Source organism: Acinetobacter sp. YH12129 (assembly GCF_013418685.1).
GTDB lineage: Bacteria > Pseudomonadota > Gammaproteobacteria > Pseudomonadales > Moraxellaceae > Acinetobacter > Acinetobacter amyesii.
On the sequence record NZ_VPBP01000003.1, the window covers coordinates 101,357 to 125,522 of the forward strand.

A 24,166-nucleotide genomic window follows, 5' to 3' on the forward strand; every position below is an offset into this window, starting at 1 on the left:
GCTATTTAACAAATGATAAAAATAAAAAAGCCCCCTTTACAGGAGGCTTTTTTGTAATAAGCAAATTAATTGCTTAATTCATTAGTTAAAACCACTTTGAATTAAGCTAAAAATGAACTGTTGTAATTCAGGTGAGATCGCAAAGTATGCCACTTGAGAAACTGCAATGATTGGATCTGGATATACACCGATCAACAACACAAGAGCAGCTGCGCCAAGCACCATAATACCACCCACTTTTTGACCCCAATGATCGACAGCGTCGATACGTGGGTTTTCCGGTGGAGTCATGTACATCACAACCATCACACGTAGGTAGTAGTACAAACCGATACCTGAACCAAGGATAACCATCGCAGCTAAGAACCATGAACCACCAGCAACTGCTGTTTTGATCACAAGGAACTTACCAATAAAGCCCGCTGTTAATGGGATACCTGCAAGAGATAACATCATGACAGTGAGTGTTGCAGTCAACACTGGACGACGCCAGAACAAACCACGGTACTCAGCAAGACTACCTGCTTCGTCTTTGTTGTTGTAAGGGCTAGACATCAGTGTCACAACACCGAACGCACCAATCGTTGTTAATACATAAGTAATCACATAAACGTTGACGCTGCTAAATGTTGCAAAGCCTTGTACTTGAACAAAGTCAGTATTACGTGCACTTACAATCGCAACAAGTAAGTAACCAAAGTGAGCGATTGAAGAATATGCAAGGATACGTTTCAAGTTCACTTGACGTACTGCTAGTAAGTTACCCGCAAGGATAGACAATACTGCAATAATGGTCACGATTGTAATGAAGCTGTCAGAAAGGATTAAGCCAGAAGCTAAGAAGTAACGAACGAATAGACCGATCATTGCCACTTTAGCCACAGTCGCTAAGAATGTCGCGATTGGCGCTGGCGCACCGGCATACACGTCTGGTGTCCATTTGTGGAATGGCGCAAGAGACAATTTAAATGCAACAGCAAAGACAATTAGTGCAAGACCAAGGACTACGCCCGGTTGGCTGAAAGTTGTGAACATTTTGCCTGGTTCAGCAACGAATGCCATTGTACCTGTGTACGCATATACATAAGCCATACCCATCAACAACATCGCAGAAGCGGTTGCTGAAAGCACCAAATATTTCACACCCGCTTCAAGCGACTGTGAACGTTGGTGTGTATAAGCCAATAGGCCGTATACAGGAATCGACATTAACTCAAGACTGATAAAGAAAGACGCATAGTGCGAACTTGCAACCATTAACAATGCACCTGTTACAGAGCACAGCATCAAGATATAAAGTTCTTCACGGTTATCTTTATAGGTTTCGATATACGCATGTGACAATGTGCAGCAAGCAAGTGCTGCAATCAAAATCACGAATTGGTACAACATCGTAAATGGATCTACGATGAACAAATTCATTACGTTTGCAGGTGCATACTGCCCTGCAACGAAAACAAAAATAATATAAAAGGCTGCAAGGTTCAGACCGATAACGGAAGTCGTTGCAACTAAATTGTGGTTACGCTTGATTGCAATTAGCAACATCACGACGATCGCAGTTAAAGCCACGATCATCACAGGAGCTAATGGCATAAGCTCAGAAAATGACATTGTGAAGTCCATGGCTTATTGCATCTCCACATTTTCAGGTTGTACAGCAATCTGCTGCACAACATCAACGACTTCTTGAACTGGAATATAGCTATTTGCAATCCACGCCATGCTTGAATTTGAAATATCAAGGAACGTTTGTGGGAATAGACCAAGCCATACTAGACCAAGAGCACAGATTAAAAGAATCACAACTTCACGCGCATTTAAGTCTTTCAACGGATTTGCGTAATGCTGTTTTTGTTCTTCGTTTGGTGTACCAAACAACGCTTTGTGGATCAGGATTAAACCGTAAAGACCGGCAAATACTAAGCTTACTGCAGCAAAAATTGTATACACAGGGAACTTGTCATAAGAACCCATCAAGATCAGGAATTCACCGATGAAGTTACCTAGACCCGGAATACCTACAAGTGCCGCAACAAAGAACATTAAGAAGAATGAAAGGTATTGGAACTGACCACGGATACCGCCCATCAAACGCATGTCACGTGTATGCAGACGTTCGTAAACCTGACCACACATAATGAACAATGCAGCAGAAGATAGACCGTGAGCCAGCATCATAATCATCAAGCCTTGGAATGTCAGGATGTTACCTGCATACAAAGCAAGAAGTACGAAGCCCATGTGCGAAATAGATGTGTACGCAAGCAGACGTTTCATGTCTGTTTGTTGGAATGCACACCATGCACCGTAGAAAATACCGATTAGACCAAGAATGATCGCGATGTCAGCAAACTGAGCAGATGCTACTGGGAAGAATGGAATAACGAAACGTAAAAGACCATAAGCCGCAGTTTTAATCAAGATACCTGCAAGGTCGACAGAACCCGCTGTAGGTGCTTGCGCATGTGCATCTGGTAACCAGCCGTGTAAAGGGAAAACTGGAAGTTTTACCGCAAAACCAATGAACATACAGATCATGAATGCATACGCAAGTGCTGGAGCTTTCGCCTCAACAGTGTGTGCAACACTCATCAAGAAGTCATAGTTAAAGCTGATTTGACCGTGAAGTTGGAAGCCAACAACCACTAGACCCAAGATACCGATCAACATGATCAGACCCGCAACCTGAGTATAGATAAAGAATTTAGTTGCAGCGTAAACGCGTGACTTACCTTCTGCCCCTTTATGACCCCAAAGTGCGATCAAGAAGTAGATTGGTACTAGCATCATCTCCCAGAAGAAGAAGAATAGGAACATGTCAATCGCTAAGAATACACCGATCACACCACCTAAAGACCAAAGTAGGTTTAAGTGGAAGAAACCAACGTTCTTTTGAATCTCACCCCATGAACAGCCGACCGCAAGTACACCCAGTAATGCAGTTAAACCCACCATAAGCAGTGAAAGACCATCCACCGCAAGGTGAATGTTAATCCCTAAAGTGGTAATCCACGGTAGGTTAAATTGAGCAGCCCACTGTGGAGCTTGTGTACCCAACTCGTAGTTATAAGTACCGCTTTGCCATAAAACGACGGTTAACACCAACGTTAATAGCATACCAATTAAGGCAATATAGCGTGGTAAGTGCTTGTCGAGTTTATCGACAAGCCAGCATACAAAACCTGCAATGAACGGAATAAGGATCAGAGCGGGTAGAATTAAATTGTTTGGAGTTTCCATTTTATTTCCCCACGACCTGAATCACGACCAGGATCAATAGTAATGCAAACGTACCGAATGCCATACTAGATGCGTATTCACGCAATGAACCTGTTTGACGTGAACTTGTAAAGCTATTACCGCCTTTAACAAGTGCAGGCAATACAAGCCATAAGCCGTCAATTGGATCACGACCAAAGATTTTAGCCAGTAGCAAATAAGGCTTAACGAAAACAATGTTATACAAAGCATCGAAACCAAGTGCATTACGACAGATATTTGCAAGACCCGCGCCCAGTGAAGTTTTCGCGAACGATTTCACTGCACCATAAGCAAAGGCAAATAACACCACACCAACTGCAAGACCTGCAAGTGCAATACCAACAGCTGTGTATTCAGCGCTATGCATACCGTGTTCTAGTGCTTCTGGAATATTAAACGCTGGGATTTGTGCAGCATTTAAAATATTCGTTACTGGTGCTTTTAATACATAAGCTAAACCAGTTGAAAGCACTGCAAGAATCGCCAATGGACCCCAGTAAGTAACACCTTTGATTTCGTGGTAAGGCGTGTTTTCTTTACCAAAGAATACAACCCAAATAAGACGGAATGTATAAATTGAAGTTAAGAACGCACCTGCTACACCAGTCCAGTACAAGCAGTCATAAACTGCAATCGCTTGACCTTTCACCCATACCGCACCAAGAATCGCATCTTTCGAGAAGAAGCCGATCGTGATGAATGGAATCGCAGCCAATGCACCGCCACCAATCGCGAAACAAGCAAACAAGAATTTGTTTTTGTGGAATAGACCACCCATCTTGAAGATGTTTTGTTCGTGATGGTAAGCCAAAATCACTGCACCAGAAGACAAGAATAATAATGCCTTGAAGAATGCGTGAGTCAGCATGTGGAATAGACCAGCTTGGTAAGCTTCAGCACCTACAGCCATAAACATATAACCCAACTGACTCATAGTTGAGTAAGCAAGAATACGTTTGATGTCTGTTTGTACCAATGCAGCAAAGCCTGCAACTAACAATGTCACCGCACCTGTGATTGAGATGAACATCATCACTTCTGGCGCTTGTTCAAACACGCTGAACATACGGCTACATAGGTAAACACCTGCTGTTACCATTGTTGCTGCGTGGATCAATGCAGATACTGGTGTAGGACCAGCCATCGCATCTGCTAACCATGTTTGTAATGGGATCTGAGCAGATTTACCTGCAGCACCCAAGAACAACATCAATGCAGTCCAAATCGCAATTGAAGAACTCTGAACCAAAACTGTTGGCGCAGCAGCTACAACTTCTGCAATGTTTAAAGTGCCGAATTGTTGGTAGATCAAGAACAATGCGATCAGTAAGAATACGTCACCCACACGTGTCACAGTGAATGCTTTAATTGCAGCAAAACCGTTTGCAGGTGTTTGGTAGTAGTAACCAATCAATAGGTATGAACATAGACCTACACCTTCCCAACCGAGGAATAACAACGCTAAGTTGTCACCCAACACTAAAAGCAGCATGCTTGCTACGAATAGGTTGAAGTATGAGAAGAAACGTGCAAAGTCTTCTTCGCCACGCATGTACCATGTTGCAAAGATGTGAATTAAGAAACCCACACCTGTGATCATGCCCATCATCAATAATGATAAGCCATCTAAATGAAGCGTGAAGCCCGGTGCTAAGTTACCTGCACTGAACCAAGTCCAAAGATGCTGAGTTGTTGCAACTGAACCATTATTAACAAAATCGATACCGGCAATTAATGCAAATAAAGCTGAAAGACCAACTGAACCTGCACCAATAATTGCAGCAACTGATTCAGGAAGATTTTTACGACCTGCCGCCAACAGGATAAAACCAATTAGCGGGAAAAGTACTGTTAAATATAAATAACTCATCCGCGCATCTCACTAGCAGCATCCACATCCAGATGATGGAAGCGATGATAGAACTGAAGGACGATCGCAAGACCGATACAAGCCTCTGCTGCAGCAAGCGTTAAGATCAAGATAAACATCACTTGACCATCTGGCTGTGCCCATGCGCTTCCTGCCAAAACGAACGCTAAAGCAGCAGCGTTCATCATGATTTCAAGGCTCATTAAAATAAATAGTAGGTTGCGTCGAACCATCACACCGTAAAAACCCAGTGCAAAAAGAATGGTTGCAACGATCAAACCATGTTCTAAAGGGATGTTGCCCATTATTCTTTGTCCTCTTCTGCACCTGGCTCACGTTTGCCAAGATGGAATGCAGCGACAAGTGCGCCAAGCAATAACATCGCAGCAACTTCAACCAGCAATAAGTACTGAGTAAAGAGTGAAGTACCCACTTCTTTCGGACCGACAACTTGAGCACCCATGACAGTGCCTGCAGTTGTGTAGTCTGACTTCAACATCCAAACAAGGATTAGACCCATTAGAAAGCTCATCAACGCAGGATATGCCCACGCTGAAGAAGTCAGCCATTTGCTTTCTTGTTCAACTGTATTTTGACCAAGATTCAGCATCATCACGACGAATACGAATAGCACCATGATTGCGCCAGCGTAAACGATAATTTCGAGGGCACCGGCAAACGGCGCACCCACGATCATGAAGATACCTGCAACTGCAAGTAAAGAGATAATCAAGCTTAATAAAGCGTGTACTGGGTTCGTGTTAGTTACAACACGAACGGTAGAGACGATGGCCACAAGCGCCATCAAATAAAATGGCCACATCATGGTAATAGACTCCGTACATCAACTGGTGTGCTTTCGCGTTGAGCCTGACCTTTATCTTTACCAGCAACAGCCATACCTGTTACGCGGTAGAAGTTATAGTCTGGGTATTTACCAGGACCTGAGATAAGAAGGTTTTCTTTCTCATATACTAAGTCCTGACGAACATACTCACCTAACTCAAAGTCAGGTGTCATTTGAATCGCAGTCGTAGGACATGCTTCTTCACACATACCGCAGAAAATACAACGTGAGAAGTTGATACGGAAAAATTCCGGATACCAACGACCATCTTCTTTTTCAGCTTTTTGTAGTGAAATACAGCCGACTGGACATGCAACCGCACAAAGGTTACATGCAACGCAGCGCTCTTCACCATCAGGGTCACGCGTTAACACGATACGACCACGGAAACGTGGTGGTACGATGTCTTCCGCTTTAACCTCTGGATATAAAATGGTGTCACGTTTACGTGTCGCGTGTGAGAATACCATCCACAACGAACGTACAATTGACCCAAATCCAGCTAGAAATTTAAACATTTTATTCTCCCTGCTGTCTTAGGCCTGATTCATCAGAATCACAGCACCAGTTACCAGAAGGTTAACCAACGCCAATGGCAAGCAAATTTTCCAACCAAAGTTCATAACTTGGTCATAACGTGGACGCATTAAAGAACCACGAGCCAAGACAAACATCATTACAAAGAATGCTGTTTTAATAATGAACCAGAACGCAGCTGGAATGAATGGAATATCTAGGTTGAAAGGCGCTAACCAACCACCGAAGAATAAAGTCACGATTAATGCAGAGATCAATACGACGTTGACGTATTCCGCAACGAAGAACATACCCCATTTCATACCGCCGTATTCGACATGGTAACCTTCCGCCAATTCTTGTTCTGCTTCTGGTTGGTCAAATGGATGACGGTGAGTTACCGCAACACCCGCAACCACGAAGATCAAGAAACCTAAGAACTGAGGAATAACAAACCAAACATCACGTTGAGCTTCAACAATTTCACGCATGTTGAATGAGCCTGCAATCGCAACCACACCCATTAGTGAAATACCCAAGAACACTTCATAAGAAATGGTTTGAGCAGCAGAACGTAAACCACCAAGTAATGCGTATTTGTTATTTGATGACCAACCACCGAACAATACTGCGTATACCGCAATACCAGCCATTGCCATAAAGAACAATAGACCGATGCTCATGTCTGAAACACCTAGATAAGGTGAAACAGGAATAACCATGAACGATAGCACCGCAGTTGCCATCGCAACTGCTGGAGCCATACGGAAAGTCAATTTGTCAGCAAATTTTGGTGTCCAGTCTTCTTTGAACATGATTTTCAGCATGTCGGCAACAATCTGGAACATACCGCCCGGACCTACACGGTTCGGACCGTAACGGTCTTGCCACAAGCCGAGTAAACGACGTTCAATAAAAGACATCAACGCAGCGATCAATACCACAACCAGTAAGATCACAATTGCTTGAAGAACTGAATAGGCGATTGGCCAGTTTTCAGCCCACAGCGGCGTTTGACGGATTAATTCTTGTTCCATGAATTACACTCCTACCGCGACTGAAACAGGTTCTGCAAGCGATACTGTAGGTGCTAGACCCACTGGGTAACCGATATAACCTGTAGGTAAGTATTCAATCACTTGAACTGGAAGGACGATTTCAGCATCCCCTGCTTTCACAGCGATACGTTGACCATCTTGAACATTTAAGCGTGCTGCATCTTGTTCACCCACAGCAAACATTGCTTCAGGAATACGCGACTCCATCGCAGGTGTTTTCACTGTAAATTCACCAGAAGCGAAGATGTGATGCATCGGTACAAGACGGAAGCTTTCACCATTAACCGCAACAGGTGCAGGTGCAACGAAAGTACGTGCTGGACGTTTCGCTAAACGATCGAATAAACGAACGCCTGCATCACCACCTTTTAAGTGACCACCCACGTTGTCTTGGAATTTGTTCCAAGCTTGTGGAGAGTTCCAACCTGCAGACCAAGCAAATGGTACAAGTGAAGCTGGAGTTTGGTTACCTACATAACCTTCCATAGAGAACGTCAACGCAGAGTCTTTATCGACTGGTTGTTTTGGTTCATGAATAGAAAGTGGTGCGCGCATCGCTGTACGACCTGAGTAACGACGTGGTTCACGTGCCACTTTCAGACCATGTACACGGAAGCCAGCATCTGGTGCTACGTCTTGAATCGCTTCAAGTGCAGGAACGTTTTTCGCTACTGACTCGATAACATCATCAAGAAGTGTCCAAGAAATCGCTTTGCCTTTCACGCCAGTTTCAATGGCATGTAACCAGCGCCAAGATTCTTTGATCGCAAGTTCAGGTTTGTAGTAGCTTGGGTCATACACTTGGTAGAAACGTTGTGCACGGCCTTCTTGAGAGACAACAGTACCGTCACCTTCAGCAAATGAAGCAGCAGAAAGTACGATGTTGGCTTTTTTCACAGTTTCAGTTTCAGAATGATCAAGTACGATCACTTCTTTACCAGAAAGTGCAGCATTCACCTGCGCGGCTGGTAAGCGACGATAAAGGTCATTTTCCACCACGATCACGGTATCGTAATCTTGTGCAAATGCTTGTTCTAAGCTTTGACCACCAAAGATCGCTAAGCCCATTGAGTTCACTTCAGGAACAGTCAATGTTAAGCCCGCATTACCAAGGTTCTGTGCAACTTGTGCAGCAGCTTCCATGATTGATGCGTCTTGCAAGCTTGTACCAGAGATGATGAGTGGTTTTTTCGCAGCTTTTAAAGTGTCAGCAATGGTTTGTGCAAATGCTTTTGCATCGTCATCCAAACCTAAGATCACTTCACCTTTGACAGCAGCAGCGACCGCAAAACCTAAACGTGCAATGTCGTTAGGTGATGCAACAACTTCACCTGTTGCAACATCAGCTAAACGTGTTTGAGTTGCAGCAAGGATGTAAATCGGAGATTTGGCATCTTGAGCAATACGTTGTACAGGTTCAGCCAACCACTCTTGCGTACGGCGCTCTGCAGCCATTTCTTTAGCTTTATTTTTCGCAGCTTGGCGAACAGATAGAGCCATACGAGGCGCAGTTTGAGTCAGATCTTCACCCAAAATCAACACAGCATCGTAGCTTTCGATTTCACGCATACCAGGGTTATAAACACCTTCGGTTTGCATAATAGAAGCTGCAAGTTCAACAAGTTTTTGCTCTTTTTGAGCCATACCGGTTGAGAAGTTGTCTTGACCTACAAGTTCGCGAAGTGCGAAGTTTGATTCAAGTGACGCACGTGGTGAACCGATACCCAATACTTTTTTACCTTGGATATTTTCAATTACGGTATCCAATGCTTGGTCTACAGAAACTGTAGTCACATTTGCACCAGAACGGAATTGTGGTTGACGTGGACGATCTTCACGGTTCACATAACCTGTACCGAAACGACCTTTATCGCAAAGGAAGTATTGGTTCACGTCACCGTTAAAGCGGTTTTCTACACGACGTAGTTCGCCATAACGTTCACCCGGAGAGATGTTACAACCTGAAGAACAGCCTTGGCATACGCTTGGCGCATACTGCATGTCCCATTTACGGTTATAGCGTTCAGAGTGAGTTTTATCTGTGAATACACCTGTTGGGCAAACTTCAGTCAAGTTACCAGAGAATTCAGATTCTAAAGTACCTGATTCTGGACGACCAAAGTAAACACGCGAAGCGTTTGCATACACACCAAAGTCCGTACCACCCGCATAATCTTTGTAGTAACGCACACAACGGTAGCACGCGATACAACGGTTCATTTCATGAGAAATGAAAGAGCCTAGCTCTTGGTTGTAATGCGTACGTTTTGTGAAGCGGTAACGACGACGGTCATGCTGAGTCATTACAGTCATATCTTGTAAATGACAGTGACCACCCTCTTCACACACTGGACAGTCGTGTGGGTGGTTGGTCATCAAGAATTCAACAACAGAAGCACGAAAATTCTTTGCTTCGTTATCTTCAATCGAGATGTAGGTATTGTCAGATGCAGGCGTCATACATGACATAACTAAACGACCGCGAGTATCTTCAGGATTCGCGTATTGAGTCACAGCACATTGACGGCAAGAACCGACAGAACCTAAGGATGGATGCCAACAAAAGTATGGGATGTCGATGCCAAGGCTAAGACATGCTTGTAGCAAGTTCTCTGAGCCGTTGACTTCATACGATTTTCCATCGACATGAATTGTAGCCATAGTCGAATTCCTTAAGCTTGTTCTACGTTGCTAGTTTGAGCTGCCGCATTTACGACTTTAGCTTCAAACTCGCCACGGAAATGTTTGAGTGCGCCCATTAACGGTTCCATCGCACCTGGAGCATGCGCACAGAAAGTTTTACCAATCCAAAGCTTACGAGTAAGTTCTTGTAAGTGATCGATATCTTCTTTCTTACCTGTGCCATCTTCCAAGGCTTTAAGCGCTTTAACCGCCCAAGGTAAGCCATCACGGCATGGTGTACACCAACCGCAAGATTCACGCGCAAAGAATTCTTCTAAGTTACGTGTCGCAGAAACCATACACTGAGTTTCATCAACCACCATGAGCAAACACGTACCTAAACGTGAACCTGCTTTCATGATGCTTTCAGCATCCATAGGAAGGTCAATGTGTTCAGCAGCAAGGAAGTCTGTAGAAGCACCACCCGGTAACCATGCTTTGAGTTTTAAACCATCACGCATACCACCGGCATGATCTTCAATCACTTCACGCGCAGTTGTACCAAATGGAAGTTCCCAAAGACCTGGGAAAGTTACCTTACCTGATGCACCGTAGATTTTAGTACCTGGATCTTTCGACTTACCTTCAGATAAACCGATATACCATTCAGGACCACGAAGCATAATTGCTGGTAAGTTGTTGTAAGTCTCTACGTTGTTAACAATCGTAGGACGACCCCAAGCACCTGCAACTTGTGGGAATGGCGGTTTAGTACGAGGGTTCGCACGGCGACCTTCAAGCGAGTTAATCAATGCAGTTTCTTCACCACAGATATAACGACCCGCACCGGTATGCACGTGTAACTCAAAGTTCCAACCAGTACCTAGGATGTTTTCGCCTAAGTAACCTTTGGCACGAATTTGGTCCAATGCTTCATTTAAGTATTGAGCCGCTTCGATATATTCACCACGGATGAAGATATAACCTTGTGTTGCTTCTAATGTATAAGCAGCAATCAACATACCTTCAATCAACTGATGAGGAAGTTTTTCCATCAACAGACGGTCTTTAAAGGTACCTGGTTCCATTTCATCGGCATTACAGATGAGGTAACGAGGACCTGAGTTATCATTTGGTGCCATAAGCGACCATTTGATCCCTGCTGGGAAGCCCGCACCACCACGACCTTTTACAGTCGCAGCTTTGATCACTTCAAGCACTTCTTTCGGTTGCATGCCAACAGCTTTCTTAAAGCCAGCATAACCTTCAAGTGCTTCGTAATCATCTGCACTGCGTACGTGTTCCTGTTTGCTCAAACGCCAAGTTAATGGGTGAGTTTCTGGGTTACCGTCGCCATAAATTGGTTTTGGTTCAGTATTCATACATACTTCTCCAATAACTGTTTAATTGAAGTCACTTCAACTAGACCGTGAGTGTCTTCGTCAATCATTAACGTCGGACCTTTGTCACAGTTACCTAGGCAGCAAATTGGCAATAAAGTAAAGCGACCATCTGCAGTCGTTTGACCAAATGAAATGCCTAATTCACGCTGGAATGCTTCAGCAAGTGTTTCCGCGCCCATCAAGAAGCAAGCAATCGAGTCACATAATAAAATTACGTGGCGACCAACTGGTTGACGGTAAATACGGTTATAGAAAGTAGCAACACCTTCTAGGTCTGCAAGGCTCATGCTAAGCAATTGAGCAATAGCATTCATCTGTGCATCATCTACCCAGCCATTACGGCGTTGTACACACTTCAACGCATCAAGACATGCTGCGCGTGGGTACGGATAGTGACCAATGTGATGTTCGATATCGTGGATTTCTTCCGCAGTTAAAATCCCTTCAACGTTCACACGTGGTTTTTTGTCAGTCAAAATCATCATAATGCGATTACCCCTTAGCGATCCACGTCAGCCATTACGACGTCAATTGTCGCTAAATAAATGATTAAGTCAGACATTAAGCTGCCGTTAATCACAGAAGGCATTTGCTGTAAGTGCGTGAAGGTTGGTGTACGGATACGTGTACGGTAACTCATCGTTGACTTGTCTGAAGTCAAGTAGTAGTTCGACGCACCTTTTACCACTTCCGCCATTACAGAGCTTTCGCCTGCTGGCATTACAGGACCCCATGACACGCTCAAGAAGTGCGTAATCAATGTTTCGATGTCTTGTAAAGTTTTATCTTTTGGTGGTGGAACAGCCAATGGATGGTCTGCTTTGTATGCACCAGAAGGCATGTTGTCTAAACATTGTTTGATGATTTTCAGTGATTCTTCAATTTCACGGAAGTGAACAAGAACACGTGCATAAGCATCGCCTTCGTACTCTAAAGGCACATCGAAGTCGTAGTTTTCGTAGCCGCTATACGGACGATATTTACGAACGTCGAAGTCGATACCTGTAGCACGTAGGCCTGTACCTGTTACACCCCAAGCCAATGCTGATTTTGCATCATACTGAGCAACATTACGGGTACGACCGATAAACACTGAGTTTTTCAGTGCCGCAGTGTAGTACTCGTTCATACGCTTCGGCATCCAATCTAGGATTTCGCGAATGAGGTGCTGCCAGTTGTTTGGCAAGTCGTGCGCTGTACCACCGATACGGAACCATGCTGGGTGCATACGGTAACCCGTGATCGCTTCGATCGCGTCATAGATTTTTTGACGGTCAGCGAACATATAGAATACAGGGGTCATACCGCCGGCATCCTGAATCGCAGTACCAATGAACAACAAGTGGTTATTGATACGGAACAATTCAGACATCATGACACGGATACATTGTGCACGGTCAGGAACGGTAATCCCTGCCATTTGCTCTACGCCAAGAACGTAAGGCATGTTTTGCGCACAACCACCTAAGTAGTCAACACGGTCTGTATACGGAATGAATGAGTGCCATGTTTGACGCTCAGCCATTTTTTCCACACCACGGTGGTGATAGCCGATGTCAGGTACACAGTCTTTCACTTCTTCACCGTCCAACTGCAAGATCACACGGAAGGCACCGTGCGCAGATGGATGGTTAGGACCCAAGTTTAGGAACATGAAGTCTTCATCATCGTTCCCACGCTTCATACCCCAATCTTCAGGTACGAAACGAAGATGTTCTTGTTCGTAGTCCTGTTTCGCTTGGTTTTGGCGATAAGGCGTGTATTCGGTCGCACGTGCAGAATATTCTTTACGTAACGGGTGACCTTCCCAATATGTTGGCAACAAGATACGACGGAGCATTGGATGCCCTTCGAAGTTGATACCAAACATGTCGTAAGCTTCACGTTCGTACCAGTTGGCATTCGGCCAAATATTGGTTGCCGTTGGAATGTTTACATCATTCTCAGCTAATGCAACCTTGATACGAATATCACTGTTACGCTCTAACGATAACAAGTGATAGAACACAGTGAAGTCAGATGCAGGCAGACCATCGCGGTGTGTACGTAAACGCTCATCAACCGCAGACAAGTCAAACAGCATCACGTATGGACGTGACACCGTACGCAAGAACATTAAAACTTCTTGTACACGTGCGCGCTCAACCCAGACTGTTGGAAAGTCTTCAAAAGTCGTTTGCACGTAGAAGTTCTCACCAAATTTGGTTTTGAGCTCTTCTACAATTGCAAATGCAGGGCGGGAATCAACTGGAGTTGATTCTGGCATAGCAATGTCAGTTTCAGCCATTGGCTTGGCTTCCTATTTAATACAAATTCAGTCAATCAAAACGACAATTACACCCAGTCCGGGTGTATCAATATTTCGTCGCAGTGATTATTTAATTTCATCCATTGAGCGTAAGTTTTTCACTGCAATACGCTGTGCGTTCTTACGGTCACGTTCTGGCATCATCTTTGGCTTATACACTGGCTTAAGATCATCACCAATCACGGCCGATAAAGGACGGCGCTCAAGTTGAATCTGGTCTTGCAATAACATCAATGCCTGAATTAAAGCTTCAGGACGTGGTGGGCAACCCGGGATATACACATCGACAGGGATGATTTTATCCACACCTTGTACAACTGAATAAATGTCGTACATACCACCAGAGTTTGCACATGCGCCCATTGAGATTACCCATTTAGGCTCAAGCATTTGCTCGTACAAACGTTGAATTACAGGCGCCATTTTCATGAAGCATGTACCTGCAACAATCATCAAGTCAGCCTGACGTGGTGAAGCACGAATAACCTCGGCACCGAAACGTGACAAGTCATGCACGCCTGTTAAAGTCGTTGCATACTCTACGTAGCAGCAAGATGTACCAAAGTTGAACGGCCAAACTGAGTTTTTACGACCCCAGTTTACTGCTGTATGTGCAACATCCTCTAAACGAGTCATGAACACATTTTTATTCACTTCTTCTTCAAGCGGATCGGTAACGATTTGACGCTCTTGAAGTGGATATTGATCAGCATCCGGATTCGCACGGGTTAATGTATATTTCATCCCGTCTTACTCCTTGTCAGATGATGCAGTCGGTGACTTAGATTTCACACGACCAGATGATTGCGCTGGAATTTGACCTGTAGGGTCCATAACCAACTCTTCAATAGAGTTAAAGCGTGTGATTTCTGCGATGTCCATATTTGGTGAACCAATTTTCAACGCTTTACCTGCAGCTTTACGCTTATCAGAAGGCGCCCAATCTAATGCACCTACTTTTACCGCGTAAATTAAAGCAATCAATAAATCGACCACAAAAATAACCACGGTAGTAAAACCAAACCAGCCTGCTTCCCGAACAGAAGTAGACCATGCATATAGATAAAGTGCTTCGATATCAAACACGACGAAGAAAATTGCAACTAAATAGAATTTCGCAGACAAGCGAATACGTGCACCACCAGCACCTACTACACCTGACTCAAACTGCTCTTGCTTAGCACGACCCCATGATTTACCCCCAAGGAGTAAAGGGACGGTCAGCATAAAGACGCAAAGGAATGTAACGCCGATCACGAAGGCAATAATTGCCCAATCGTATGGAGTAATGGCACTCATGCGGGGATAACTCCTGGCAGGCCTATTTATTAACAAAGAATGTATGTATTGGCCTTCAAATACACCAAACACAAAATTAATCCCGCCAATTGTACCTGATTGAGGAGGCTTCTTGCTAGCTTATCGGTATTCGTCTTTAGGATGATTTTTTAATCATTTCAGCATTTAAATTGGGTTTACTCCCTTAAAATTAGGATTAATCGCTTAATTAGATTAGATTGCATTTTTTTATTAATTATTACATTTATGTGATTTTATCAGAAAATTATGACTGTTCAGTTTTATGAACAAACCCCTCATTTCTCAACATACACAGCAAATTTGCCGCATTTTTATTAACTGTGTCATTTATTAAATAAATACTCCCCCACCTCAACTTTGTTGTTTGTTTATTCACCTCCTCTGATTTTGGTCTGTTCTTAAAATAAAAACCGAGCTGTATTGATTCTATGTAAAAAGGCATTTTTTTAGCTTATTGTGGCTTTTTTGCAATTCTTTGACACGACCTATAAAGAGTGTGATATTTGTAGTTAAAACACAAAAAGCAATCACAACGGAGAGACAATAATGACTTTAGAATTTACGCATAAACCTGATTATTTTCTATCTGCGCAATTGGTGATTCACCATATTAAAAACTACTTAGATAAGCATCCTGATGCTCAAAATGCCATTTTTGATTTACGTGATATCTATGAGTTATTACGTCAAGATTTAGCTTCTGCAACCACCAACCTTAGCGGGATTATGAATATTGTAGATGAATATAAAATTGAGACCCTAAACGGCGACCAAAAACTCATTAGCAATTATTCTATCGATGCTAAAAACAACTCTTTACTCATCGATTTCAATGCAGATGCCCTTGCTGCTCTGAAAAATGGCAAACCCATTATTGAACCTGATGCAACGATTACCGAATAAATAAAAACCTGATGTAAAAAAGCCATTCAAATTGAATGGCTTTTTATATGTACCACTCGCTAAATACAGCTGAGTTAGATTTCTTAGGCTGTTTAGCTTTCATTGGCACTAAGCTCTTTACCATCTAGCTTCGGCTTATTTTTCTTAAAACGTGTCGCAGGCCATGTCATGGTAAAACGCGCCCCACCCAATGTTGGACTTCCATCAATACCAACAGTTCCACCAAACCAGTAAGCAATACGGCTAACAATCGATAAACCTAAACCATAGCCCCCTGAAGCACGGGTACGACTATCATCTAAACGTGCAAAGGCATCAAAAATACGCTTACGATCTTCTTCTGGAATGCCGGGACCATCATCTTCAACACAGATATAAGCCATACCTTCATCATTCACACCACCACTGATCAGCACTTTATCATCACAATAACGCACTGCATTGCCCACTAAGTTTTGTACAACGCGATGTAAATAGCGACGCTCGGTTTCCACAATCACCCCAATCGGTGGTGCTTGCAATTCCAAAGTTTTCCCAGTCTTTAAGGCTTCGGTTTCAATCAAGACCTGATCTAAAACTTCAAACAAGCTGACATCTTCAAACTCTAAAGATGGCATGCCCTGTTCGAGCTTGGCATAAGTCATGATCTCATCAATCAAGGTATTGAGAGCTTCGATATCTTTGTCGATTTGTTCAACTTGCTGCTGACGGTAGTCGTAGTCGTCTTCATCCGCCATCATTTCTACACCAAAGCGAATCCGCGCCACAGGTGTTCGCAGTTCATGCGATACCGCGCGCATCAACTCACGCTGTGCTTCAATTAAACGTTCAATATGATCTGACATTGAGTTATAGCTCGATGCCAAGGTACCAAATTCATCGGTACTTTCGACAGGCAGACGTACAGATAAGTCCCCGCCCTTCATTTTATTTAACGCATAATTTACAGCACGTAACTTACGTTGCATCGGCACCAATAGACCATAAACACCCAAGCTCAAGACAAATAAGCTTAGTAGCGTAATACCGGCTGCCAACTGGAAAGGCATCCAATTAAATAATGGTACCGGCCCCATGACCAAGACTTCTGAAGTTGAACTTGGAATTGGCGATACAATCGAAATGGTCGTGCCGCGCTCCGTCGCACTGTCACGATACAAAATAATGCTGTGATCTAAGCGTAATCGGCCGATTTGCTCAGAATCTAAAGGTAAACTCTGAACATTTTGAATTGAAATTGGATATGAAAAATGATGCTGAATTTTTTCAAGATATTGTTTTTCTTGACCTGGGTAATAAACCAAATAATCCAGTATAAAGACAGGCAACGCCTTCATTTGGCGTTCTGAAATATTATCGGCTTTGATATACAGCAGATGCGCAGGGTCATCTTTTAAGCCAATAATAATATAGGCTGCCGTCGTTTGTGCATCCCAACGCACTACAGCTTTACGCTCTTCTATACGTTTTGTTTCCGCTCGGGTTAAATCAACCTGATTAGCTTTTACATAATAAATAGGCAACTCAAGTAGATCAGATGCATCTGACACCCAATCTGACTTTTGTTGTTCATTTGGCTGACGTGCAATACCTTCACTTATAATGAAAGCCAAACCGTCAGTAAGCGATTCACGATATTCTTGCGCGCGCTGGTAGTTTATGATTTGCACCAGCAAATAGCCAAATGTAGCGACTAAAAAGACTAAAATCAGTAGCCCCGCATAAACGCGCAAAAATATACTGTGTTTAAACACGTAAAAGTGTCCTACTTTGCCAAACTAAGGGACGGTATTTTACATTAAATGCCGTTGGTTTCTTTTACGAATAAATAACCTTTACTACGTACGGTCTTAATGCGTTTCGGGTTTTCTGGATCATCACCAATTTTTGGACGAATTCGCGAGATACGCACGTCAATTGAACGGTCTTGACCATCGTATTCAATACCACGCAGACGCTCAAAAATATCTTCACGAGAAAGAATGCGACCCGCATTAGATGCCAACAACCATAAAAGGTCATATTCTGCACTGGTAAAGTCAACCAACTCATTATTGAGTGTGACAGAACGACCACCATTATCAATTACAAGATCATCAAATTCGATGCGCTGTGCAACTTCATCTTCTGGTGCTTTGTCTGTACGACGTAATAATGCACGAATACGCGCAAGTAAAACGCGAGGTTGAACAGGTTTTGCAACATAATCATCTGCACCCATTTCTAGACCCAACACTTGGTCCATGTCTTCGGTACGTGCAGTCAACATTAAAATTGGTTGATGGTAGTGTGGACGAACTTCACGACAAATGGTTAAACCATCGGCACCCGGAAGCATCACGTCGAGTAATACCATATCTGGTTGTTCAGCGATAATACGGCGAATCGCACGATTACCGTCTGGTTCTACCCCAACTTCAAGTCCGTTACGGATTAAGTATTCTTGAGTTAAACGAGCAAGACGCTCATCGTCTTCAACAATTAAAATTTTAGGTAACTTTTCTTCTTGGCTCATTGATTGCCCCTTATTTGATTGGGCGTATCCTATTTGAAATCCGATAGATACGCTTAAACATAGTTTGCAATATACACACGTTTACATTGTAAACAAGATGGCATTCACCAAACTGATACATCAATATCGTATTTTGTAATAAATTTTAACCTGCTACATTTTTGCAGCCGTATTTACCAATCATTTCCATGCCCTATTGCTCACAATACCAACAATTATAAATTTGGATACATTTTCATCGAATAAAAACTGACTGATTAATTCACAACTTTTTAGGCTTTCTGAAGTTATCCACAATGTTATCTATAAGCACTCTTTTTCGAGTTTGCTATGCTATGCCCTTGTCGGATAAGGCATATATAACAAAGATAAAAAATAGGGATTTTTTGAGATGGATTTCTGCCAGAAATATTCAAAGCATTTAGTAAAATGTCAATATTGATATACCCTGAATTTTCCCGTATCTTGTGTTCAATAAATTTTTAAACCACTAGGTCTTGTGTTTAAACCTCAAACACTGTGGCATAAAAATTGCCCAGTTCAAACGGTCCTAACATAAAAATAGATGACAAATGGAGCTATGCTAGCATGAGCGTAACGAATTCAACCCCTGGTCAAATTCAGGTGATTAAACGCACCGGTGACGTTGCACCTTTTGATGCAGAAAAAATCTCTGTGGCGATTGGTAAAGCGTTCTTGGCCGTTGAAGGCCAGCAAAGCGCTGACTCCAGCCGTATTCATGACCGTATCTCTCAACTAACTGAGATGGTATTGAATACCTTTAACCGTCGTTTACCTTCTGGCGGTACCATTCATATTGAAGAAATTCAGGATCAGGTTGAACTTGCGCTTATGCGTACAGGTGAGCAAAAAGTTGCTCGCTCTTACGTGATTTACCGCGAACAACGTGCCGAAGCTCGTAAACAAACTGGTGCTCACCACCACCCTACTTTACAAGTGACAGGTTCAAACGGTCAGCTTAAACCGCTTGATCTTGGCGCACTTGAGGCAAATATTGTTAAAGCAGCTGAAGGTTTAGAAGGCATCGATGTTCGAGCGATTATCGATGAGACTGTAAAAAACCTTTATAACGGCGTAAAAGAGTCAGACATCTCAACAACTATGATGATGGCTACTCGTACACGTATCGAACAAGAACCAAACTATACATATGTGACTGCGCGTTTATTGCGTAACGACCTTGTTGCTACAGGGTTAGAGTTCTTAGGTTTAGATAGTGACACGAATGAAGGCGACGCTTTAGAAACTTTCTTGAAGAAAGGTATCGAGCTTGATCTTCTTTCTCCAGAACTACTTAACTTTGACCTTGCAAAATTGGCTGCTGCGATTCAACCAGAACGCTCAAACCAATTTACTTATTTAGGTCTACAAACTTTATTTGACCGTTACTTCATCCACTCAGATGGCGTACGTTTCGAATTACCACAATTATTCTTCATGCGTGTTTCAATGGGTCTTTCATTGAACGAAGAAAATCGTGAAGAACGTGCAATCGAATTCTATAACTTATTGTCTAGCTTCGATTACATGGCGTCTACTCCTACGCTATTTAACTCTGGTACTTTACGTCCACAGTTATCTAGCTGTTACTTAACAACGATTTCAGATGACCTTTACAACATTTATGGCGCAATGCGTGATAACGCAATGTTGTCTAAATGGGCGGGTGGTTTAGGTAATGACTGGACGCCAGTTCGTGCGCTTAACTCGTACATCAAAGGTACGAATGGTAAGTCACAAGGTGTTGTACCGTTCCTTAAAGTTGCCAACGATACTGCTGTTGCAGTCAACCAAGGTGGTAAACGTAAAGGTGCAGTATGTGCATACCTTGAAACTTGGCACTTGGACATCGAAGAATTCCTAGAACTTCGTAAGAACACAGGTGATGACCGTCGTCGTACACACGACATGAACACAGCGAACTGGGTTCCTGACTTGTTTATGCAACGTGTATTCGAAGATGCTGAATGGACTCTGTTCACACCATCTGAAACACCTGATTTGCATGACCTAACAGGTGCAGAATTTGCTGAACGCTATGCTTACTATGAAGGCATTGCGAAAGAAACCAACATGCTACATAAGAAAGTCCGTGCGAAAGACTTATGGCGCAAAATGTTGTCTATGTTGTTTGAAACTGGTCACCCTTGGATCACATTCAAAGACGTATGTAACTTACGTTCACCACAACAACACGTTGGTGTAGTTCACTCTTCTAACTTGTGTACAGAAATTACGCTGAACACTAACGAAGATGAAATCGCAGTATGTAACTTAGGTTCAATCAACCTTGTACAACACGTGCAAGGTGGTGTGTTAGATCGTGAAAAGCTTGCTCGTACAGTTAAAACTGCTGTTCGAATGCTCGATAACGTGATTGACATCAACTACTACGCTGTTCCACAAGCTCGTAACTCGAACTTGAAACACCGTCCAGTGGGTATGGGTATCATGGGCTTCCAAGATGCTTTATACGAAATGAAATTGGCTTATGGTTCTGATGCTGCGGTTGAGTTCGCTGACGAATCTATGGAAGTGATTTCTTACTACGCAATCCAAACGTCTAGCGACTTGGCACTTGAACGTGGTACTTACGAGACATTTAAAGGTTCACTTTGGGATCAAGGTATCTTGCCAATTGACTCTTTAGATATCGTACAAAAAGCACGTCCTGACCGTATGTTCGAAGTTGACCGTACAACACGTTTGGACTGGGATACTTTACGTACTAAAGTTCAAAAAGACGGTATGCGTAACTCAAACGTGATGGCGATTGCACCGACTGCAACCATTTCGAACATTTGTGGCGTGTCTCAATCAATCGAACCAACTTTCCAAAACTTGTATGTGAAATCTAACCTTTCTGGTGAATTCACAGTGATCAACCCGTACCTAGTACGTGCGTTAAAAGATCGCGGTCTTTGGGATTCTGTAATGGTGAACGACCTGAAACACTTCGAAGGTTCGGTTCAAAAAATCGCACGTATTCCTGAAGAGCTTAAAGCAATCTTCGCGACTGCGTTCGAAGTTGAACCACGTTGGATTGTTGATGCTGCATCACGTCGTCAAAAATGGATCGACCAAGCTCAGTCTCTTAACCTTTACATCTCTGGTGCAAACGGTAAGAAACTCGACATGACGTATAAAATGGCATGGTTACGTGGTCTAAAAACCACTTACTACCTACGTGCATTGGGTGCGACGTCTGCTGAGAAATCAACCATTAACACTGGTGCATTGAACGCGGTTAAGCCTGCTACTGTTGCAGCACCTGTAACTGCTGTTGCGAAAGAAGAACCTAAAGCTGAAGTTGCTGCTGAAGAAGAAGGTTTTGGTCAAGCAGCTCCAGTGCCAATGGCATGTTCAATTGACAACCCTGATTGTGAGGCTTGTCAGTAAGTTAACCCATTTAGGAATCAACCGAGATTTTCTCATTATTGCGGTATTAGCAATGGTTGATTCTTATGAGTGGTTAGCATAAGAACTCACTTTATTGCTAATTCGTTATGATTGATTCCCTTAGAGGAAAAGAACATGTCGAAAAAGCTCAAAGAATTTAAAAAGAAAGTTCGCATTGTACGTAAAGAAATTCAAACCTTTTGCTTCACATGCTTACTTCCTTGCTCAGTAGCAATATTTGTTTCCATAAACCAAACGAATGAGCAAAATATTGAAGACATTAAGCCAACTACCCAGGTAGTTGCTTAATAATAAATCCTCCCTAAGTCCCCCTTTTGCAAAGGAGGACTTCCGTGAAGCATTTAAATTCACGTGAAGCCCCTCCTTTATTAAAGGAGGGGTTTGGGGAGGATTCAAAGAAGATAAATAAAAAAGGAAACCACCATGCCACATATGACGCATAACTATCAGTTAGGGCTTATTGCTTTGGTGGTTTCCTTTATTTTGACTTTTTATGTCCCGATCGCCTATTTCTGGTTTAAGGCATATAAATCGCGTAATCAAAATAAGTAGTGGGGATATTTGCTCTACCGAACACTTTTAGAGCAGTGATCGACAAAACTTAATTTTGCTTACACAAATTGAGCGTATAGTAGGACATCTCAGCGACGCTGGATGTCTATAAAAGATATAAAGCAACGAAGAGAGAACTGTTATGTCTATCCTAAGTTGGGACGATTTCGAAGATGATGAACCGAAACAAGCTGCACAAGCTCACCAGCCTGCGCCCGTCGAACCGCAAAAAACGACTGATTCGCAAGTGGTATCTAATGCACAGCACTCATCGCCGAATTTGGCAGCTGCACAACCCGCTCGAACCAGTACAAATCGACCAACAGATCCAACCGATCCGTTGGCAAGAGCATCTAACGCTCTAGAAAATCTAGACGTTGCACCTGGCTTAGAAGAGCTAGAAATGGGTGCTCAGCGTGTTCAAGTTGACGATAAAGCGATGATCAACTGCCGCGCAGACTTAAACCAACTTGTACCATTCAAATACGAATGGGCTTGGCAAAAATATCTAGACGGTTGTGCAAACCACTGGATGCCGCAAGAAGTGAACATGAACCATGACATCGCACTTTGGAAGTCTGAAAATGGCTTAACCGAAGATGAGCGTACTATTGTTATGCGTTCTTTAGGTTTCTTCTCGACTGCGGATTCATTGGTTGCAAACAACTTGGTTCTTGCAATCTACCGTCACATTACCAACCCTGAATGCCGTCAGTACATCTTACGTCAATCATTTGAAGAAGCGATTCACACGCACGCTTACCAATACTGTATCGAATCTTTAGGTATGGACGAAGGCGAAGTCTTCAACATGTACCGTGAAATTCCTTCAGTGGCTCGTAAAGCGGCATGGGGTCTAAAATATACACAATCTTTAAGTGATCCTACGTTCAAAACAGGTACACCTGAAAACGACCAAATCTTGCTTCGCAACTTGATCGCGTTCTACTGCGTACTTGAAGGTATCTTCTTCTACTGTGGTTTCAGCCAAATCTTGTCTATGGGTCGTCGTAACAAGATGAATGGTGTTGCTGAGCAATTCCAATACATCTTACGTGATGAATCTATGCACTTGAACTTTGGTATCGACATGATCAACCAAATCAAGATCGAGAACCCTCACCTATGGACTGCTGAGTTCCAAGAAGAAATCATTCAAATGATTCTTGAAGGTACAATGCTTGAAATCGAATATGCACGTGACACTATGCCACGCGGTGTATTGGGTATGAACGCAGGCATGATGGAAGAATACTTGAAGTTCATCTGTAACCGTCGTTTAAGCCAATTGGGCTTACCTGAACAATTTGCAGGTGTGAATAACCCATTCCAGTGGATGTCAGAAATGATGGACTTACGTAAAGAGAAGAACTTTTTTGAAACTCGCGTAACGGATTACCAAACTGGTGGTGCGTTAAGCTGGTAATAAATTTTTCAGCGAAATATCAAAAGCGGAACCAAGTGTTCCGCTTTTTTTATGAAGAATTTCATTCACCCAAGCAAATCTATGCATTTAATTTAATTCATATTCTGCTAATATAAAACGG

Annotated in this window: 19 protein-coding genes; 4 read left to right on the forward strand and 15 right to left on the reverse strand. The window is 43.0% G+C overall.

All coding sequences use genetic code 11. The annotated features are described in order from the left end of the window. Positions 1-81 precede the first annotated feature (81 nt). The 13 genes from nuoN to ndhC all read right to left on the reverse strand — a co-directional run bounded on the left by nuoN (position 82) and on the right by ndhC (position 15,187). Positions 82-1,626 carry an NADH-quinone oxidoreductase subunit NuoN gene (gene nuoN / locus FTU65_RS02950; RefSeq protein WP_078192290.1) on the reverse strand — a complete coding sequence of 515 codons (1,545 nt, stop codon included), beginning with the start codon at positions 1,624-1,626 and terminating at the stop codon, positions 82-84. Positions 1,627-1,629: 3 nt separating this feature from the next. Continuing rightward, positions 1,630-3,243, reverse strand: a complete 1,614-nt coding sequence (nuoM, locus tag FTU65_RS02955) for an NADH-quinone oxidoreductase subunit M (RefSeq protein ID WP_180009860.1) — start codon at positions 3,241-3,243, stop codon at positions 1,630-1,632. Between the two features lies 1 nt (position 3,244). After that, positions 3,245-5,134 carry an NADH-quinone oxidoreductase subunit L gene (gene nuoL / locus FTU65_RS02960; RefSeq protein WP_180009861.1) on the reverse strand — a complete coding sequence of 630 codons (1,890 nt, stop codon included), beginning with the start codon at positions 5,132-5,134 and terminating at the stop codon, positions 3,245-3,247. After that, complete coding sequence (gene nuoK, locus FTU65_RS02965) at positions 5,131-5,439, reverse strand: NADH-quinone oxidoreductase subunit NuoK (RefSeq protein ID WP_067665227.1); 309 nt, start codon at positions 5,437-5,439, stop codon at positions 5,131-5,133. The genes nuoL and nuoK overlap by 4 nt, the downstream gene beginning before the upstream one ends. After that, positions 5,439-5,957, reverse strand: a complete 519-nt coding sequence (nuoJ, locus tag FTU65_RS02970) for an NADH-quinone oxidoreductase subunit J (protein WP_171262661.1) — start codon at positions 5,955-5,957, stop codon at positions 5,439-5,441. Before nuoJ ends, nuoK begins: the two co-directional genes overlap by 1 nt. Continuing rightward, positions 5,957-6,499 carry an NADH-quinone oxidoreductase subunit NuoI gene (nuoI, locus tag FTU65_RS02975; protein ID WP_078191099.1) on the reverse strand — a complete coding sequence of 181 codons (543 nt, stop codon included), beginning with the start codon at positions 6,497-6,499 and terminating at the stop codon, positions 5,957-5,959. The genes nuoJ and nuoI overlap by 1 nt, the downstream gene beginning before the upstream one ends. 18 nt (positions 6,500-6,517) lie before the next feature. Further along, positions 6,518-7,534 carry an NADH-quinone oxidoreductase subunit NuoH gene (gene nuoH, locus FTU65_RS02980; protein WP_078191100.1) on the reverse strand — a complete coding sequence of 339 codons (1,017 nt, stop codon included), beginning with the start codon at positions 7,532-7,534 and terminating at the stop codon, positions 6,518-6,520. A gap of 3 nt (positions 7,535-7,537) precedes the next feature. Further along, on the reverse strand, positions 7,538-10,216 hold the full coding sequence (gene nuoG / locus FTU65_RS02985; protein WP_180064947.1) for an NADH-quinone oxidoreductase subunit NuoG: 2,679 nt from the start codon (positions 10,214-10,216) through the stop codon (positions 7,538-7,540). 11 nt (positions 10,217-10,227) lie between these two features. Then, positions 10,228-11,559: an NADH-quinone oxidoreductase subunit NuoF gene (nuoF, locus tag FTU65_RS02990; protein WP_168378564.1), complete on the reverse strand. Its 1,332-nt coding sequence runs from the start codon at positions 11,557-11,559 to the stop codon at positions 10,228-10,230. Further along, entirely contained in the window at positions 11,556-12,065 is a 510-nt protein-coding gene (gene nuoE, locus FTU65_RS02995; protein WP_078191103.1) for an NADH-quinone oxidoreductase subunit NuoE, read from the reverse strand. Before nuoE ends, nuoF begins: the two co-directional genes overlap by 4 nt. Positions 12,066-12,079: 14 nt before the next feature. Then, positions 12,080-13,867, reverse strand: a complete 1,788-nt coding sequence (nuoC, locus tag FTU65_RS03000) for an NADH-quinone oxidoreductase subunit C/D (protein ID WP_078191104.1) — start codon at positions 13,865-13,867, stop codon at positions 12,080-12,082. Positions 13,868-13,954: 87 nt separating this feature from the next. Beyond that, a complete protein-coding gene (locus FTU65_RS03005; protein WP_078191105.1) occupies positions 13,955-14,632 on the reverse strand; it encodes an NADH-quinone oxidoreductase subunit B family protein in 678 nt (225 codons plus the stop codon). Positions 14,633-14,638: 6 nt separating this feature from the next. Next, entirely contained in the window at positions 14,639-15,187 is a 549-nt protein-coding gene (gene ndhC, locus FTU65_RS03010; RefSeq protein ID WP_078191106.1) for an NADH-quinone oxidoreductase subunit A, read from the reverse strand. Between the two features lie 567 nt (positions 15,188-15,754). Between ndhC and FTU65_RS03015 the strand changes: the two genes are divergently transcribed. Beyond that, entirely contained in the window at positions 15,755-16,111 is a 357-nt protein-coding gene (locus tag FTU65_RS03015) for a hypothetical protein (protein ID WP_180009319.1), read from the forward strand. Positions 16,112-16,203: 92 nt separating this feature from the next. On the opposite strand, the gene bfmS is transcribed toward FTU65_RS03015, so the two are convergent. Both bfmS and bfmR read right to left on the reverse strand, forming a co-directional pair. Further along, positions 16,204-17,865, reverse strand: a complete 1,662-nt coding sequence (gene bfmS / locus FTU65_RS03020) for a sensor histidine kinase BfmS (protein ID WP_180039654.1) — start codon at positions 17,863-17,865, stop codon at positions 16,204-16,206. 44 nt (positions 17,866-17,909) lie between these two features. After that, positions 17,910-18,626 (reverse strand): response regulator transcription factor BfmR, encoded by a 717-nt coding sequence (gene bfmR / locus FTU65_RS03025; protein ID WP_067764711.1) that lies wholly within the window; start codon positions 18,624-18,626, stop codon positions 17,910-17,912. Between the two features lie 588 nt (positions 18,627-19,214). On the opposite strand from bfmR, the gene FTU65_RS03030 reads away from it, so the two are divergent. The 3 genes from FTU65_RS03030 (at position 19,215) to FTU65_RS03040 (ending at position 24,045) form a co-directional block, all read left to right on the forward strand. Then, entirely contained in the window at positions 19,215-22,046 is a 2,832-nt protein-coding gene (locus FTU65_RS03030; protein ID WP_180009864.1) for a ribonucleoside-diphosphate reductase subunit alpha, read from the forward strand. Positions 22,047-22,181: 135 nt separating this feature from the next. Beyond that, complete coding sequence (locus FTU65_RS03035; protein ID WP_180009865.1) at positions 22,182-22,355, forward strand: hypothetical protein; 174 nt, start codon at positions 22,182-22,184, stop codon at positions 22,353-22,355. 406 nt (positions 22,356-22,761) lie between these two features. After that, positions 22,762-24,045 carry a ribonucleotide-diphosphate reductase subunit beta gene (locus FTU65_RS03040; protein ID WP_078191110.1) on the forward strand — a complete coding sequence of 428 codons (1,284 nt, stop codon included), beginning with the start codon at positions 22,762-22,764 and terminating at the stop codon, positions 24,043-24,045. Positions 24,046-24,166 lie beyond the last annotated feature (121 nt).